This window comes from Salinicola lusitanus, assembly GCF_038648475.1.
In the GTDB taxonomy this organism is placed as follows: Bacteria; Pseudomonadota; Gammaproteobacteria; order Pseudomonadales; family Halomonadaceae; genus Salinicola; species Salinicola lusitanus.
The window spans coordinates 1,326,975-1,342,772 of sequence record NZ_CP151919.1; the positions used below are offsets into that span (position 1 = coordinate 1,326,975).

Annotated in this window: 14 protein-coding genes; 10 read left to right on the top strand and 4 right to left on the bottom strand. The window is 66.9% G+C overall.

Annotation, left to right across the window (positions count from 1 at the left end; translation table 11 throughout):
* Positions 1–10 precede the first annotated feature (10 nt).
* Positions 11–1,084, bottom strand: coding sequence for a DUF4105 domain-containing protein (locus AAGT95_RS06105; protein WP_342595885.1), 1,074 nt, complete (start codon positions 1,082–1,084; stop codon positions 11–13).
* A 318-nt stretch (positions 1,085–1,402) separates the two neighbouring features.
* Here AAGT95_RS06105 and yccS point away from each other — a divergent pair, with 318 nt between their 5' ends.
* Positions 1,403–3,625, top strand: a complete 2,223-nt coding sequence (yccS, locus tag AAGT95_RS06110; protein WP_240612433.1) for a YccS family putative transporter — start codon at positions 1,403–1,405, stop codon at positions 3,623–3,625.
* Positions 3,626–3,730: 105 nt separating this feature from the next.
* Here yccS and AAGT95_RS06115 read toward each other — a convergent pair whose 3' ends face one another.
* Entirely contained in the window at positions 3,731–4,774 is a 1,044-nt protein-coding gene (locus AAGT95_RS06115) for a zinc-dependent alcohol dehydrogenase family protein (RefSeq protein WP_342595886.1), read from the bottom strand.
* A 166-nt stretch (positions 4,775–4,940) separates the two neighbouring features.
* Between AAGT95_RS06115 and AAGT95_RS06120 the strand changes: the two genes are divergently transcribed.
* Positions 4,941–5,405, top strand: coding sequence for an Lrp/AsnC family transcriptional regulator (locus tag AAGT95_RS06120; RefSeq protein ID WP_342595887.1), 465 nt, complete (start codon positions 4,941–4,943; stop codon positions 5,403–5,405).
* Between the two features lie 30 nt (positions 5,406–5,435).
* Here AAGT95_RS06120 and recG read toward each other — a convergent pair whose 3' ends face one another.
* Together recG and AAGT95_RS06130 are read right to left on the bottom strand one after the other, a co-directional pair.
* Positions 5,436–7,514 (bottom strand): ATP-dependent DNA helicase RecG, encoded by a 2,079-nt coding sequence (recG, locus tag AAGT95_RS06125; RefSeq protein WP_342595888.1) that lies wholly within the window; start codon positions 7,512–7,514, stop codon positions 5,436–5,438.
* Positions 7,511–8,431, bottom strand: coding sequence for a hydrogen peroxide-inducible genes activator (locus AAGT95_RS06130; protein ID WP_110601802.1), 921 nt, complete (start codon positions 8,429–8,431; stop codon positions 7,511–7,513). Before AAGT95_RS06130 ends, recG begins: the two co-directional genes overlap by 4 nt.
* 136 nt (positions 8,432–8,567) lie before the next feature.
* On the opposite strand from AAGT95_RS06130, the gene AAGT95_RS06135 reads away from it, so the two are divergent.
* From AAGT95_RS06135 to AAGT95_RS06170, 8 genes are all read left to right on the top strand, one after another.
* Entirely contained in the window at positions 8,568–9,446 is an 879-nt protein-coding gene (locus tag AAGT95_RS06135) for an NAD(P)H-binding protein (RefSeq protein WP_110601803.1), read from the top strand.
* 277 nt (positions 9,447–9,723) lie between these two features.
* On the top strand, positions 9,724–10,548 hold the full coding sequence (gene phnC / locus AAGT95_RS06140) for a phosphonate ABC transporter ATP-binding protein (protein WP_110601804.1): 825 nt from the start codon (positions 9,724–9,726) through the stop codon (positions 10,546–10,548).
* Positions 10,549–10,610: 62 nt separating this feature from the next.
* A complete protein-coding gene (gene phnD, locus AAGT95_RS06145) occupies positions 10,611–11,654 on the top strand; it encodes a phosphonate ABC transporter substrate-binding protein (protein ID WP_342595889.1) in 1,044 nt (347 codons plus the stop codon).
* 95 nt (positions 11,655–11,749) lie between these two features.
* Complete coding sequence (gene phnE, locus AAGT95_RS06150) at positions 11,750–12,544, top strand: phosphonate ABC transporter, permease protein PhnE (RefSeq protein WP_110601807.1); 795 nt, start codon at positions 11,750–11,752, stop codon at positions 12,542–12,544.
* Between the two features lie 178 nt (positions 12,545–12,722).
* Positions 12,723–13,535, top strand: a complete 813-nt coding sequence (gene phnF / locus AAGT95_RS06155; RefSeq protein WP_157958447.1) for a phosphonate metabolism transcriptional regulator PhnF — start codon at positions 12,723–12,725, stop codon at positions 13,533–13,535.
* Positions 13,532–13,972, top strand: a complete 441-nt coding sequence (phnG, locus tag AAGT95_RS06160) for a phosphonate C-P lyase system protein PhnG (RefSeq protein WP_342595890.1) — start codon at positions 13,532–13,534, stop codon at positions 13,970–13,972. The genes phnF and phnG overlap by 4 nt, the downstream gene beginning before the upstream one ends.
* A gap of 2 nt (positions 13,973–13,974) precedes the next feature.
* Positions 13,975–14,673 carry a phosphonate C-P lyase system protein PhnH gene (phnH, locus tag AAGT95_RS06165; RefSeq protein WP_342595891.1) on the top strand — a complete coding sequence of 233 codons (699 nt, stop codon included), beginning with the start codon at positions 13,975–13,977 and terminating at the stop codon, positions 14,671–14,673.
* Positions 14,673–15,797 carry a carbon-phosphorus lyase complex subunit PhnI gene (locus AAGT95_RS06170; RefSeq protein WP_342595892.1) on the top strand — a complete coding sequence of 375 codons (1,125 nt, stop codon included), beginning with the start codon at positions 14,673–14,675 and terminating at the stop codon, positions 15,795–15,797. The genes phnH and AAGT95_RS06170 overlap by 1 nt, the downstream gene beginning before the upstream one ends.
* The last annotated feature ends 1 nt before the right edge of the window (position 15,798 follow it).

Sequence of the window (15,798 nt, forward strand, 5' to 3'; positions counted from 1 at the left end):
TGGGTTCGGGTCAGGGCGGTGACGCATGAACGGTCTCGCCGTCGGCGACGGGGACGCCATCGCGGATGGCGCGGGAAAAGGCCTCGCTCCCCGCATTGTACGGGATCTGCCGGGCGCGCGGATTGATATGGCCCCGCTGGCGCAGGAATTCGAGCGAATGGCTGCTGTCCAGCCCACCGATGTCGTAGACGTACGCCGGCAGATAGCCGGAGAGAATCAGCCGGATATCCCTGGGCAGGCCCGGCACGATCTTGTCGACCATGTCGAAGACGATGGTGGTGCAGTTGCTGGTCAGGGTGTTGTAGAACGCGGGGTCCGCGCGCAGCCTGTCGGCTTCGTCGAGATAGGCCAAAAACAGCTCGCGCCGGGCGGCCGGCGACAGCCCCACGTTGTAGAGATAGACGTCTTCGCCTCTGACGTTGCTGCGCAGGCGCAGAATATCGTTCTCGTCGGCGGCGATCAGGTTGACCTCGAACTGCTTGAAGAAACCGCCGCTGATCGAGAACGCTTCATCGCGCTCGCGACGGATCTCCACCGAGAAGGTCAGGTGCCGGCCATCGTCGAAGCCGAAACTGACCAGGGTGTGGGCGATTGCCGGTCCCATCCAGTAGGAGACGATCATGTCGACACGGTCGAGCTGCGACAGATCGTACTCGCGGGTCTCCCAATGCGGTGTCGCGGTCTCCGGTGTATGCCACTCGAAATCGCGAACGTCATGTAGCGTCACCCGATCGCCCTCGCGCTCGTGGGAGAGCTGGCGGGCGACATCGGGGGCCCAGTCGCGGTCGCTGCGGGGAGTCAAACCCTGCCACCAGGCAACGAGGGTGATCAGCGCGATGACGAAGCTGCAGCGTGCCGCCAGCGCGAGGTGCGGCCGCGCGCGTTGCCAGAGCGGCGCCAGCAAGGCGACGCCGCCGACCAGGCACCAGACGGCAAGGGTCGAGATCACCACGCCGGGCGAGCCGGGCAGCTCGAAGTGGATTGCGAGAGCGCCCCAGCCGATGGTGGCGATCAAGGCGATGGCGCGCACGCTGTGGCCGAGGATGCGAAGCGGGCGGCGAGTCGGACGAACGGAGAGGGCCATGGCGCTCCATGAGACGGTGGCGTACGGAGACCGCCAGTGCCCAACGGAGAGTGCGGGCGCGAGCGGCACCTCCTGCGGACACGGTGGCGGAAAGGGGCGATGGTGCCGGACAAGCGCGAGGGAATAAAGCGCTGTCGGAGCTGTGGTGAATCGGGGTAGCGGCGTTATACTAAAGTCTAATGCGTGATGCCGGGTTCGCATGCCGATAACGGCTACCAAGCACTTGAGTTCGTTTCGGCTCTTCGACTCAAGACGCCTGTCAACTTCTTGTCCGACAGGCTATCGTGCCTCGAGAGCCACGACCCTGGAGAAGCCGAGATTTCCGATTCGCTGTCCCACTCGCTGCGCCGTCTCTGGACGCTCGACAAGTTCGCCTACAGCCTTCGTGTCTTCCTCGCTTTCAGCGGTGCCATCGCGCTGAGCTGGACTCTCGATCAGATCGCGCTCGCCATCCCGCTGTTTCTGGGCATCATTGCCAGCGCCCTCTCCGAGACCGACGACAACTGGGAAGGCCGGGTCCGGGCCCTGCTGGTCACGCTGATCTGCTTCTTCGTCGCCTCCACCTCGGTGGAGCTGCTGTTCCCCTGGCCGTGGCTTTTCGCACCGGGGCTCGCGCTGTCCGCGTTCGTGCTGATCATGCTCGGTGCCATCGAGCAGCGCTATGCCACCATCGCTTCCGCCACGCTGATTCTCTCCGTCTACTCGATGATCAACATCGAGCAGCACGGCGGTACCACCGATGGCAATTTCTGGCATCAGCCACTGCTGCTGGTCGGCGGCGCGGCCTGGTATGGCCTGATCTCGGTCATCTGGTGCCTGCTCTTCTCGCGCCAGCCGGTCAAGCAGAGCATGGCCCAGCTCTACCGTGAGCTGGGCGAGTACCTGATCATCAAGGCGACGCTGTTCGAGCCGCTGCGCGGGCTCGACGTGGAGGCCCGGCGCGTGGCGCTGGCGCGCCAGAACGGGCGGGTGGTGATGGCGCTCAACCAGGCCAAGGAGATGATCTTCCGGCGTCTCGAAGGCCAGCGTGGCAGCCGCAAGCTCAATCGCTACCTGCGGCTCTACTTCATCGCCCAGGACATCCACGAGCGAATCAGCGCTTCGCACTACCCCTATTCGGCGCTGGCCGAGACCTTCTTCCACCACGACGTGCTGTTCCGCTGTCAGCGTCTGCTCGACCAGCAGGGGCGAGCCTGCAAACGGCTCGGCAAGGCGCTGCTGCTGCGTCAACCGTTCGACCACAGCCTGAGCGAGCAGGCTCTCGAGGACCTGCGCGCCTCGATCGTCTACCTGCGCGCCCAGCGCAACCCGGCGTGGACGCCGCTGCTACGCTCGCTGCAGGCGCTGGCGCGCAATCTGGCCACGCTCGAGGATCAGCTCTCCAGTGCCCACAACCCCGACGCCGTCGCCGACCAGAAGGATGCGAGCCTGTTCAATCGCTCGCCCCGCAGCTTCAAGGACGCCTGGGAGCGGGTACGCCTCAACCTGACCTCGGGTTCACCGACCTTCCGCCATGCGCTGCGTCTGTCGATCGCGCTGCTGGTCGGCTACGGCGTGCTGCACCTGGTTCATCCGACCCAGGGCTTCTGGATTCTGCTCACCACGCTGTTCGTGTGCCGGCCCAACTTCGGTGCCACCCGGCGCTTCCTGCGCCAGCGCATCATCGGCACGGTGGTGGGGCTGGTGGTCGGCTGGGCGCTGATCAGCCTGTTTCCCGATCCGCTGATGCAGTCGCTGATCGCCATCGTCGCCGGTGTCGTCTTCTTCGCCAACCGCGAGCAGCACTACGTGATCGCGACCGCCGCCATCACCACGCTGGTGCTGGCAAGCTTCAACCAGGTCGGCGACGGTTTCGACCTGATCATGCCGCGGCTGATCGACACGCTCATCGGCGCGCTGATCTCGGGGCTCGCGGTCTTCTTCATCCTGCCCGACTGGCAGGGACGCCGGCTCCACAAGGTGGCCGGCGCGGCGCTCACCGGCAGCAGTGCCTATCTGCGCGAGATCGTTCATCAGTACGAAGCCGGCAAGCAGGATGACCTCGCCTATCGCCTGGCCCGGCGCAACGCCCACAACGCCGATGCCGCGCTCTCGACCGTGCTCGCCAACATGCTCCAGGAGCCCGGGCACTACCGCAAGAAGGATGCCGACGAAGGTTTCCGCTTCCTCGTCGTCTCGCACACGTTGCTGGGCTATCTCTCCGCGCTGGGGGCTCATCGTGGCGCGCTGGCGGCGAGCGAGAGCGATACCGACACCTACGTCGCCGCGCGCCGGCTTGCCGATGGTTTCGATGCCATCGCCGCCGGGCTGAGCGCCCGCGAGGCGATACCCGACTTCAAGACCGAACAGAACGACCTCGTCGCCATCTTCGAGCAGGAGCCGACCAGTGCCCAGGACGACGGCGACGACGAGCGTCGCCTGATCCAGGCGCAGCTCGCCCATATCAGCCGCCAGCTGGTGCCGATGAGCGAAGCCGCGACGCGCCTGATCGAGACCCAGACGCAGACCGCGCACGACGAGAAGGCGGTCGGGGCGAGCTGAGACGCCGGGCGCCGTGGCCCGTGCCTCGAGGTCTGGAACTGCCCATCCCTGCCGGCCTCGTCGCCCAACCAGCAGCGGATCGGCGGGAGGCTTCTTCCAGCAGGCCTAGCGGAAGTCGGTGATCACCGTGGCCCCCACGCCCTGGAACGAATCCATCGCCATCAACGCCGCCGGCGCTTCGGTCAGGCTGATGCGCTGGCCGACCAGGCGCGCCGGGTCGAGCCGGCCATGGCGGACCATGTCGAGCATGGCGCCGTAGCGGTGCGCCTGCATACCGTGGCTGCCCAGAATCTCCAGCTCCTCGGCAATCACTCGATGCATGGGCAGCGGCGGCGACTGCTGGTCCCCCGCCATCAGCCCCACCTGCACGTGCTTGCCGCGGGTGCGCAGACTCAGGATCGAGTTCTGGCAGGTGAGCCGGCTGCCCAGCGCATCCAGCGAGACGTGGGTGCCGCCCTGGCTCAGTTCGCGTACCGCCTCGACGACATCCGCACACTGCGTGGCATTCAGCGTCACCGTGGCGCCGAGCTCTTGGGCCAGGCGCAGCTTGGCGTCATCGATATCGATGGCCACCACCTGGGCACCCAGGGCGCTGGCGATCATGATCGCCGAGAGACCGACCCCGCCGCAGCCGTAGACGCTGACCCACTGCCCGCCGCTGACCCGGCCCTGATCGACCACCGCCCGGAAGGCGGTGGCGAAACGACAGCCGAGACCCGCGGCGGTGGCGAAATCCATGCTCTCTGGCAGCGCGACCAGGTTGAGATCGGCATGCTGCAGGCTGGTGTACTCGGCGTAGGAGCCCCACTGGGTGAAACCGGGCTGCACCTGGTGGTGGCACACCTGCTGGTGGCCGCTGCGGCACTCGTGGCAGGCGCCGCAGCCGCTGACGAAGGGCACGGTGACCCGCGCCCCCGGCTGCCAGCGGGTGACATCCTTGCCCACCGCGACGATGGTGCCGGCCAGCTCGTGCCCGGGGACGTGGGGCAGCACGATGTCGCTGTCGTGCCCCATCCAGGCGTGCCAGTCGCTGCGGCACAGCCCCGACGCTTCCACTCGCACCACCACGCCGTGGGGCGCGGGGGAGGGATCGGGAACGGTCTGGATGCTGGGGGGTGTCTGGAAGCTTTCGAAGACCACGGCTTTCATGGCGATGACTCATGCACTGGAGGGTTGGCGGGAAGCGGCTGACGAATGGCGATTGTAGGAGACAGGCTACCTCAGATGGCCGAAATATCTTTGCCTTCTTGCTCCGTTTTGCCGCCTGGTGGCAAGCTTGTTTTAGCGAATCACCAGAATAGAGAAGGATCTTCCCTTGAAGCCGCTGGATGACATCAACCTGCGCCTGCTGGATCTGCTCCAGCAGGATGGCCGCATGACCAACGCCAAGCTGGCCGAAGCCCTGGCGCTGAGCGAGACGCCGTGCTGGCGGCGGCTCAAGCGGCTGGAGGAGGAGAAGCTGATCACCGGCTATCAGGCCAACCTGGATCGCAAGCGGCTGGGGCTGGGGGTGCTGGCCTTCGTCCAGCTCAACTGCTCGGAGCACCACGCGGGCTCGGTGGCGGCGTTCGAGCGGATCATCCACGCCAGTCCCAATATTCTCGCCTGCCACAACACCACCGGCGATGACGACTTCCTGCTGATCATCGTGGCCAAGGACCTGGACGACTACAGCCGGTTCGTGGAGCGCGAGCTGCGACGGTTGCCGGGGGTGACCAATATCCGCTCCAGCCTGTCGCTGCGCGAGGTGAAGTCGACCAACCGGCTGCCGCTGGGCTGAGATGCCCGTGCCGACGCGGCGTTGGCCGCGTTATACCTGCCCGTAGCGCCCGGCTTCATCGCCGAGCCAGCGGCGGATCAGCGGCGTCGCGGCGCCGGGGGCTTCTTCCAGCAGCGCCTGGGCCAGCGCGGTGACGGTATCGAGCAGGTCGCGGTCGCGCTCCAGGTCGGCGATCTTCATCTGCGCCAGGCCGGTCTGGCGGGTGCCGAGCACTTCGCCGGGGCCGCGCAGTTCGAGATCCTTCTCGGCGACCTTGAAGCCGTCGGTGGTGTCGCGCAGGATGCCGAGCCGCTGGCGGGAGTGGTGCGACAGCGGCGGGTGATAGAGCAGCACGCAGTAGCTGTCGACGCGCCCGCGGCCGACCCGGCCACGCAGCTGATGCAACTGGGAGAGCCCCAGCCGCTCCGGGTTCTCGATGATCATCAGGCTGGCGTTGGGCACGTCGACGCCGACCTCGATCACCGTGGTCGCCACCAGCAGGTCGAGCTCGCCGCTCTTGAAGGCGTCCATCACCTCGCCCTTCTCCTGCGCCTTCATGCGCCCGTGGACCAGCCCGACGTTGAGTTCCGGCAGCGCTTCGACCAGGGTGTCGCGGGTCACTTCCGCCGCCTGGCAGGTGAGCGCTTCCGACTCCTCGATCAGGGTGCAGACCCAGTAGGCCTGGCGCCCCTCGGCGCAGGCGTTGCGGATACGCTCGATCACCTCGGTACGGCGCTCGTCGGGCACCGCCACGGTATGTACCGGGGTGCGGCCCGGCGGCAGCTCGTCGATCACCGAGAGATCGAGATCGGCGTAGGCGCTCATCGCCAGGGTGCGCGGGATCGGCGTGGCGGTCATGATCAACTGGTGCGGGGTCAGGCCGCCGGACTCGCCCTTCTGGCGCAGTGCCAGGCGCTGGTGGACGCCAAAGCGGTGCTGCTCGTCGATCACCGCCAGCCCCAGCCGATGGAAAGTCACGTCATCCTGGAACAGCGCGTGGGTGCCGACGGCGACCTGCACGCGACCGTCGGCGATGGCCGCCTTGGTATCCAGGCGCGCCTTGCCCTTGAGCTTGCCGGCCAGCCAGCCCACCTCGATGCCCAGCGGTTCGAGCCAGGCGCGGAACTGGCGGAAGTGCTGCTCGGCGAGGATCTCGGTGGGTGCCATCACCGCCGCCTGACAGTCGCCGGCGATGGCGTTCAGCACCGCCATCGCCGCGACCACGGTCTTGCCCGAGCCGACGTCGCCCTGGACCAGCCGCAGCATCGGCACCTCCCGCTCCAGGTCACGGCCGATCTCCTCCAGCACGCGACGCTGGGCCTGGGTCAGCGAGAACGGCAGCTGGGTCAGAAAGCGCGCCTGCAGGTTGCTGGCGGCGGCCAGCGGGGGGGCGCCATCGGCCTGAATGCGCAGCCGCACCTGGCGCAGGCTCAACTGGTGCGCCAGCAGCTCCTCCAGCGCCAGCCGCCGCTGGGCCGGATGGCGACCATCGGCCAGACGCTCCTGGGGGGCGTCGGGCGGCGGTTCATGGAGATAGCGCAGCGATTCGATCAATCCCGGCAGCCGAAAGCGGCCCCGCAGCGGTTCGGGAATCCACTCCGGCAGGCTCTCTGGGGCCGCCGCCAGGCGTTTCAGCGCCTGCTGGATCAGCGCCCGCAGGCGCGGCTGCGCCAGGCCCTCGGTGGCCGGGTAGATCGGCGTGAGATGTTCGTCCACCGGCGTGGCGTCGGACTGGATCAGGCGATATTCCGGATGATAGATCTCGAGTCCGGTGCTGCCGGCGCGGGCCTCGCCGAAGCAGCGCACCTGGACGCCCTTGACGAACTGCTGCTGCTGGGCCGGCGAGAAGTGGAAGAAGCGCAGGCTGAGGATGCCGGAGCCATCCTTGAGCCGCACCAGCAGGCTGCGCCGGCGACCGCGAACCACCTCTGCGGCGCTCACCTCGCCCTCGACCACCGCCTCGGTGCCGGCGCGCAGGGTGCCGATCGGGGTGATCCGGGTCCGATCCTGATAGCGCAGCGGCAGGTGGAACAGCAGGTCGGCGACCTGCTCGATGCCCAGCCTGGCCAGCTTGCCGGCCAGGGCCTCGCCGACGCCGGAGAGCTCGGTGACTGGCGTGTCGAGGCTCATGCCGCCTCGACGTCGCTACCCTGGATTTTATCGATCGCCTGGATCAGGGCATCGATCGCCTTGGGTCGCGGGAAGCTGGCACGCCAGGCCAGGGCGACGCTGCGCATCGGCACATCGCCCTTGAACGGCCGGCTTTCCAGCAGCCCGCCTTCGTAGTGGCTGGTACCGATCGCCAATTTGGGCAGTACCGTGATGCCCAGACCGGAGGCGACCATGTGACGAATGGTCTCCAGCGAGCCGCCCTCCGCAATCAGGGTGTTCTCGGGATTGTTGAGCTGGGCGCTGATCGCCGGGCACGCCTCGAGGATCTGGTCGCGGAAACAGTGGCCCTCGCCGAGCAGCAGCAGGCGCTCGGTAAGCAGGTCCTCCTTGTCGATCGCCGCCTTTTCCGTCCACGGATGGCCGGCGGGCAGCAGCACCTCGAACGGCTCCTCGTAGAGCGTCTTGGTGACCACGTCGGGCTCGTTGAACGGTAGCGCCACGAAGATCGCGTCCAACTCGCCGCTGCGCAGCTTGCGCCGCAGCACGCCGGTGAAACTCTCCTCGATATACAACGGCATCTGCGGGGCGATGCGCGACAGTGCCGGGATCAGGTGCGGGAACAGGTAAGGGCCAATGGTATAGATGGCGCCGATGCGCAGCGGGCTGATCAATTGATCCTTGCCTTCGCTGGCCATCTCCCGGATCAATGTGGCCTGCTCCAGCACGCGGTGGGCCTGCTCGACGATTCGCTCGCCCAGCGGTGTGACCTGAACGGTGGACTTGGAGCGCTCGAACAGCGCGATGCCGAGTTCGTCCTCGAGTTTCTTGACGGCCACCGACAGCGTCGGTTGAGAGACGAAGCAGCGCTCGGCGGCGCGGCCGAAATGACGCTCCTGGGCCAAGGTTACGATGTAGCGGAGTTCTGTTAGAGTCATTGGCTGGGACCGAAAGGCTCCCTGTCAGCGCGATTTGGCAAGTGAACAGCGGTACGCAATTCTCGTGGTCACGCTCGTGCGTGCGCGTCCTCAGGGACGAATCATCAAGGACGTTTTACCAAGAGGCTAGGGAAAGGTGAAGAAAACAACGCTAATTCTCGGCTGTGGCGATATCGGCACTCAGCTCGGGAAGCAGTTGATCGCTGCCGGTCATCGCGTGATCGGCGCGCGGCGCAATGTCGGCGCGCTGGAGGGAACCGGCATCGAGGCGGTGGCGCTGGACGTCACTGACGAAGCGGCGCTGGCGGCACTGCCGGATGCCGACATCATCGTCTACGCGGTGACCGCGGATCGGTTCGAGGAGTCGGCCTACGAGACGGCGTATCCGACCGGGCTGAAAGCGGTGCTCGAAACGTTCGGGGCCCGCGAGAAAAAGCCGGAGCGAGTGCTCTTCGTCTCCTCGACGAGCGTCTACGCCCAGCAGGGCGGCGAGGAGGTCGACGAAACCTCGGAAACCGACCCGAACGGTTTCTCCGGCACGCTGATGCGCGAAGCCGAGCAGGCGCTGCTCGCCCACGATCTGCCCGGCACGGCGGTGCGTTTCTCGGGTATCTACGGCCCGGGGCGCGATCGGCTCATCCGCCAGGTGCAGGAGGGCCGGATCGCGGCCTCGAACCCGCCGATGTACTCCAACCGTATCCATCGCGACGACTGCGCCGGGGTCATCGCACATCTGGTTCAGCTGTCATTGGAAGGCAAGCCGCTGGAGCCGGTCTACCTGGCCAGCGACTGCGACTCCGCGCCGCTGCACGAAGTGATGGCGTGGATCGCCAAGCGACTCAAGGTCGAGACGCCGGAGGTGATCCAGTCGCCGTTGCGGCGTCGCTCGAGCAAGCGCTGCAATAACCGGCAGCTGCTCGATTCCGGCTACACGTTTCGCTATCCCACCTTCCGCGAAGGTTACGAAGACGTGCTCCAGCAGGGCGGCTTTCTGTCGGCCAAGGAGAAGGCGTGACGTCAGGGCGCTAGCCCGGTGCGTCATGTCGCTCGTCTGTGACGTTTCGACGGCGAATCGATGTCGATCCGATGACACGATTTCTCAATCCGCTGAAATATCTGATAAAGCGCCTCCGGGCGCTTTTTTTGTGGCTCGTACCACCGTCCAAGCTGTCATCGTTTCTTAATTGTCTAGATAAATAACCGTCACACGACGTCGCCAGACTGTGTCCAACACTTCGGGGCCAGGGATTCGTAGTCCGAATCACGGCCCGACACTTTCCGGGACGAATCGTATGACCGCCATCGTTAGCGTCGAACGGCTCGACAAATCCTTCGGTCACCATGCGGCGCTGCGCGAGATCGGTTTCGAGATCCACGCCGGCGAGCTGGTCACGTTGATCGGGCCCTCCGGCTCGGGTAAGTCGACCCTGTTGCGCCATCTGATCGGCCTGACACGCGCCGATCGTCAGTCGCACAGCCATGTCCGGGTGCTGGATCGCGACGTGCAGCGCAACGGGCGTCTGCTCGGGGCCAGCCGCGAACAGCGGCGTCGCTGCGGCTACATCTTCCAGCAGTTCAACCTCGCCGGCCGGTTGAGCGTCATGACCAACGTGCTGGTCGGCCACCTTGGCGCGATGCCGCGCTGGCGGGCCCTGACCGGCCGTTTCACCCACCAGGAGCGGGACAAGGCGCTGCAGGCCCTCGAACGGGTCGGCATCGTCGGGCTGGCCCACCAGCGTGCCAACACGCTGTCGGGCGGCCAGATGCAGCGCGTCGCCATCGCCCGGGCGCTGGTGCAGGAGGCGGAGGTCATCTTCGCCGACGAGCCGATCGCCTCCCTCGACCCGCGTAGTGCCCGCGAGGTGATGGAGATCCTGCAGCGCATCAATCGCGAGGATGGCCGCACCATCGTCGTCACCCTGCATCAGGTCGATGTTGCCCGCCGCTACTGCCGCCGCGCCATCGCATTGAAGCAGGGGCGCCTCTACTACGACGGGCCGATCGCCGGCCTCACCGATGCTCGCCTGCAGGCGCTCTACGAGAACGCCGGTCTCGACGAGCTCGAGTCCCGTCAGCCTGGCCACCGGATCGCGCCGCCGCTGCATGCGGTGGGCTGATCCGGGCAGGCATTCGACTCAAGACCCACGATTCATCACCCACGACACCTCGAGGAAACGACATGATCTCATCCCTGTTGCGCCGCACGGCCCTGCCGCTGATCGCCGGGCTCGGACTGCTCGGCGGCACGCTTGCCGTCGGTTCCGCCCAGGCCGCCGACGAGCCGCTGCGCTTCGGCATCATCTCCACCGAATCGAGCACCAACCAGGCGACCCAGTGGCAGCCGTTCCTGGATGACATGTCCAAGGCCCTGGGCGTCAAGGTCGAGCCGTTCTTCGCCACCGACTACGCCGCGGTGATTCAGGCGATGCGTTTCGACAAGATCGACCTCGCCTGGTACGGCAACAAGTCGGCGATGGAAGCGGTCGATCGCGCCGGCGGCGAGATCTTCGCCCAGACCGTCGCCGCCAACGGCGACCCGGGATACTGGAGCCTGATGATCGTCAACAAGGACAGCCCCTATGACAACGTTCAGGAGATCCTCGCCAACGCCAGCAAGCTGACCTTCGGCAATGGCGACCCCAACTCCACCTCGGGCTATCTGGTGCCGGGCTACTACGTCTTCGCCAAGAATCATGTCGATCCCAACACCGCGTTCAAGCGCACGCTCAATGCCAGCCACGAGACCAATGCGCTGACCGTGGCCAACGGCCAGGTCGATGTCGCCACCTTCAATACCGAGGGCATGGAGCGCCTGGAGCTCACCCATCCCGACAAGGCTGCCCAGCTCAAGGTGATCTGGAAGTCGCCGCTGATCCCGTCCGATCCGCTGGTCTGGCGCACCAATCTGCCGCAGCAGACCAAGGACGAACTGCGCCAGTTCTTCCTCGGCTACGGCGACACCGAACAGCAGAAAGCGATCCTCGAGCCGCTGCAGTGGTCCGGCTTCGCCGCTTCCGACAACGATCAGCTGCTGCCGATCCGTCAGCTCGAGCTGTTCAAGCAGCGCGCCCAGGTCGCCGCCGATGATTCGCTCGATGCCGATGCCAAGCAGCAGCAACTGGCGGATCTCGACGCCCGTCTCGACACGCTGAACCAACGCATGGAAGCCCGCGACGCCGCCCAGGCCGAGCGCGCCGACAACACCACGGCGATGGTCGACTAGGACCGCGTTCATCGCTGGCGGCGGGCCGCGGACAGCGCCCTGCCGCCAGCGATAGCGCCATCCCGGTCTTCACCGACTGCGTCAGGACAACACTTATGCAAAGCGCCGCTTCCTTCGACATTCGCGCCCGATCCGGCAGACGCCGCTGGACCACCCTGCTGGGCTGGGCCATTGCCGTCGTCGTGCTGGGCTGGGCCTGGCAGGGCGCCGAGATGGCGCCGAGCCTGCTGTTCCAGAACGCCGGCAACATGGCGACCCTGGCCGCCGACTTCGTGCCGCCCACCTTCGGCCGTCTCGACCACTACATCGACCAGATGCTGGTCACCATCCAGATCGCCATCTGGGGCACGCTGCTGGCGGTGCTGTTCGCCATCCCCTTCGGCCTGCTCTCGTCGGAAAACCTGGCGCCGTGGTGGATCAACCAGCCGGTGCGGCGGTTGATGGACGCCTGCCGTGCGATCAACGAACTGGTGTTCGCGATGCTGTTCGTGGTCGCCGTCGGGCTCGGTCCCTTCGCCGGCACCATGGCGCTGTTCGTCCATACCACCGGTGTGCTCGCCAAGCTCTTCTCGGAAGCGGTGGAGGCCACCGACGCCGGGCCGATGGAGGGCATCCGCGTCACCGGTGCCGGGCGGCTGGAGGAGATCGTCTTCGGCCTGATCCCCCAGGTACTGCCGCTGTGGATCTCGGTCAGTCTCTATCGCTTCGAATCCAACATCCGCTCCGCCACCGTGCTCGGCATGGTCGGCGGCGGCGGTATCGGGGTATCGCTGTGGGAGACCATGCGCGGTTTCCAGTACACCGAGACCGCCACGATCATGCTGGTGATCATCGTCGCCGTGACGCTGCTGGACATGGTTTCGCAGCGTGTTCGCAAGCGCTTCATCTAGGCCATGACGAAAACTGCCTGCGCTCGCCCATACCGCGTTAAAAATCGGCTCAAAATGCTCATTTACACACACGTAAACTCCGCTTTTTCGCCAATTTTTGCCTTGTCTGGGCGTCGCTCGGCGACTTTTCGTAGACGGCCTGGAGGATATTCCAATCCAGGTTTGAGCGTATCCGATGATGTCTAGACAAGTTTTGACACTACCCCGCTACCGCGAACTGGCCGAGGTGCTGGTCCGCGAGGTCCGTGCCGACTACGCCCCGGGCGATCTGCTGCCGACCGAGGCACAGCTCGCCAAGCGCTTCGCGGTCAACCGCCACACCGTGCGGCGCGCGCTGGACGAACTGGTCGCCGCCGGCATGGTGACCCGCCATCAGGGGCGTGGCACCCAGGTCGTCGATCGCCGACTCGACTACGCCGTCAGCGCCGGCAGCAAGGTGACCCAGAACCTGGCCGGCCTCGGGCTGCCCTCGACGACCTGCTGCCTCGAGCAGGGGCTCGTGAATCCTCCCGAGGCCATCGCCCAGCGCTTCGGACGGCCTGTCAGCGAGCCGCTGCTGCGGGTCGATACCGTGCGCACCGTCGACGACGCCCCGCTGATGCGCCTGCGCCACTGGTTCGATCCTGAGCGGGTGCCTGGCTGGCTGGCGCGCTATCGCGGCGGTTCCACCCGCGCCCTGCTGACCCAGCACTACGGCCTGCAGCTGCATCGGCGGCGGGTGCGCATCGACGCCGTCGGCGCCGATCGCGACGACACCCGCTGGCTACAGTGCCCGCTCAACGCCCCGCTGCTGGTGATGACCAGCGACAACACCGACGCCGAGGGGGCGCTGGTGGAGGTCTCCGTGGGGCGGGCGCGGGCCGATCGGCTCTCCTATCACATCGATTTCGAGGAAGCCGCGGGCCGGGATTTCGAGGAAGCCGCGGGCCGCCGTCACGACGGCGCCAGCGATCCTTCCGCTCTCTTTCCATCCGACGAGGACGACGCATGACTCGCACCTCCCGAGGCGCCCGCCAGCGACTGCTGGCGCTCTCCTCCCGTCACCACATCGAAGCCCGCTGGGGCGCGCTGGGCCGACTGCCCAGCCACCGCTGCCTGCGCGGGCCGGAGACCGGCATGGCGATGCTCAAGGGGCGCATCGGCGCCACCGGCAACGCTTTCCACCTGGGCGAGATGACCCTGACCCGCGCCAGCGTGGCGCTCGATGACGGCACTGTCGGCCACGGCTGGGTGCGCGGGCGCGATCATCGTCACGCCGAACTGATCGCGCTGGCCGATGCCGTCGCCCAGCACGCGGAGTGGCAGGAAGCACTCGAGACCCAGGTGCTGGCGCCGCTGGCCGACGAGCTCGCCGCGCGCCAGCGACGTGATGCGGCCACCGCTGCCGCCACCCGGGTCGATTTCTTCACGCTGGTCAGGGGAGAGTGACGATGACGCAGAGAGATATCACGCCGCAGAGCGAGAGCGGGAAGAGAGAAGCAGTGAGTGCAGCCTGGCCCGGGCTGGATGACCCCGCCCACGACAGCCAGCGTCTGTTTCGCCAGATTCTCGGCGCAATGTCCGAGCCGGGCACGCTCGAGACGCTGGTCGTGCCGACACCGCCCCAGGCACCGCCGAGTGACGCCCTGGGCGCCGCACTGTGGGGGGTGGTGCTGACGCTCTGCGATCTCGAGACACGTGTGTGGATCGCCGCCGATCTCGACTCGCCGGCCCTGCGCCAGGCGCTGGCCTTCCACACCGGGGCGCGCATCACCGACGACCCGGCGAGCGCCGATTTTGCGCTGCTGACCCATGACGCCTTCGATCCAGAGATGCCGTTTGCGCTGGGCAGCGATACCTACCCCGACCGCGGCACCACGCTGCTGGTCGCCGTCGAGCGGCTGGAAAACGATTCGAACGAGGCACGCGGCGATACCAACGGCTGGCGGCTCAGTGGCCCCGGTATCGCCGACTCGCGGCTGCTCGATATCGGTGACAGCCCCGGCTGTCGGCGGCTGATGAGCCGCCTTGGCGCCAATCGCACCAGCTTCCCCCAGGGGCTGGACATGATCTTCGGCTGCGGCGCGCGGCTGGCGGCGGTGCCACGCAGCACCCGCGTCACGCGCGCCGATGCCAAGGAGGTGAACTGATGTACGTTGCCGTCAAGGGAGGCGAGCAGGCGATCGCCAGTGCCCACCGCTGGCTGGCCGACCGCCGTCGCGGTGACCGCGAGCGCCCAGAACTCGAGGTCGCCCAGATCGGCGATCAGCTGCGGCTGGCCGTCGACCGGGTGATGAGCGAAGCCTCGCTCTATGATCCCGAGCTCGCCGCGCTGGCCTTCAAGCAGGCCAGCGGCGATCTCACCGAGGCCGTGTTCCTGCTGCGCGCCTATCGCACCACGCTGCCGCGCCTGGCGGTCAGCGAGCCGCTCGACACCGCCGGCATGCGCATCGAGCGGCGCATCAGCGCTACCTACAAGGACATTCCCGGCGGCCAGATTCTGGGCCCGACCTACGACTACACCCATCGGCTGCTCGATTTCCTGCAGCTGGCCGGCGCCGAGGTGCCGCCTGCCGAGACCCGGGATAACGTCACCGACGCCGAGCCCTGCCCGCAGATCCTCGAGCTGCTCAACGACGAGGGCCTGGTGGAGCAGGCGATCGACGACGGCAGCGAGCCCATGGATATCACCCGCGATCCGCCCGATTACCCGATGAACCGGGCCGCCCGGCTGCAGATGCTGGCCCGCGGTGACGAGGGCTACCTGCTGGCGCTGGGCTACTCCACCCAGCGCGGCTACGGCCGCAACCATCCGTTCGCCGGCGAGATTCGCCTGGGCCAGGTGGAAGTGGAGATCCACGTCGAGGAGTGGGACGAGACGATCTGCGTCGGCGAGATCGCGCTGAGCGAGTGCCAGATGATCAACCAGTTCGGCGGCTCGCGCGAAGCCGCGCCGCAGTTCACCCGGGGCTATGGCCTCGCCTTCGGCCACAACGAGCGCAAGACCATGGCCATGGCGCTGGTCGATCGCGCCCTGCGCGCCGAGGAGCTGGGCGAGCCGATCAGTGGCCCGGCGCAGCAGGCGGAGTTCGTGCTGGCCCACGCCGACAGCGTCGACGCCTCCGGCTTCGTCTCCCACCTGAAGCTGCCGCACTACGTCGACTTCCAGTCCGAGCTGGATCTGCTCAGGCGGCTGCGTCGCGAACATGCCTCGCGCCAGGCCGAACTTGATAGTGCTCGCGATACGGCCAGCCCCCAACCGGAGGAGCGTTGAT

Excerpts from the sequence above, each read along its gene's own strand:
- phnE (WP_110601807.1), top strand. The coding sequence starts at position 11,750 with ATGCAAAGCGCCGCTTCCTTCGACATTCGCGCCCGATCCGGCAGACGC.
- phnC (WP_110601804.1), top strand. The coding sequence starts at position 9,724 with ATGACCGCCATCGTTAGCGTCGAACGGCTCGACAAATCCTTCGGTCAC.
- AAGT95_RS06130 (WP_110601802.1), bottom strand. The coding sequence starts at position 8,431 with ATGACTCTAACAGAACTCCGCTACATCGTAACCTTGGCCCAGGAGCGT.
- recG (WP_342595888.1), bottom strand. The coding sequence starts at position 7,514 with ATGAGCCTCGACACGCCAGTCACCGAGCTCTCCGGCGTCGGCGAGGCC.
- AAGT95_RS06115 (WP_342595886.1), bottom strand. The coding sequence starts at position 4,774 with ATGAAAGCCGTGGTCTTCGAAAGCTTCCAGACACCCCCCAGCATCCAG.
- phnF (WP_157958447.1), top strand. The coding sequence starts at position 12,723 with ATGTCTAGACAAGTTTTGACACTACCCCGCTACCGCGAACTGGCCGAG.
- phnG (WP_342595890.1), top strand. The coding sequence starts at position 13,532 with ATGACTCGCACCTCCCGAGGCGCCCGCCAGCGACTGCTGGCGCTCTCC.
- AAGT95_RS06105 (WP_342595885.1), bottom strand. The coding sequence starts at position 1,084 with ATGGCCCTCTCCGTTCGTCCGACTCGCCGCCCGCTTCGCATCCTCGGC.
- phnH (WP_342595891.1), top strand. The coding sequence starts at position 13,975 with ATGACGCAGAGAGATATCACGCCGCAGAGCGAGAGCGGGAAGAGAGAA.
- AAGT95_RS06170 (WP_342595892.1), top strand. The coding sequence starts at position 14,673 with ATGTACGTTGCCGTCAAGGGAGGCGAGCAGGCGATCGCCAGTGCCCAC.
- phnD (WP_342595889.1), top strand. The coding sequence starts at position 10,611 with ATGATCTCATCCCTGTTGCGCCGCACGGCCCTGCCGCTGATCGCCGGG.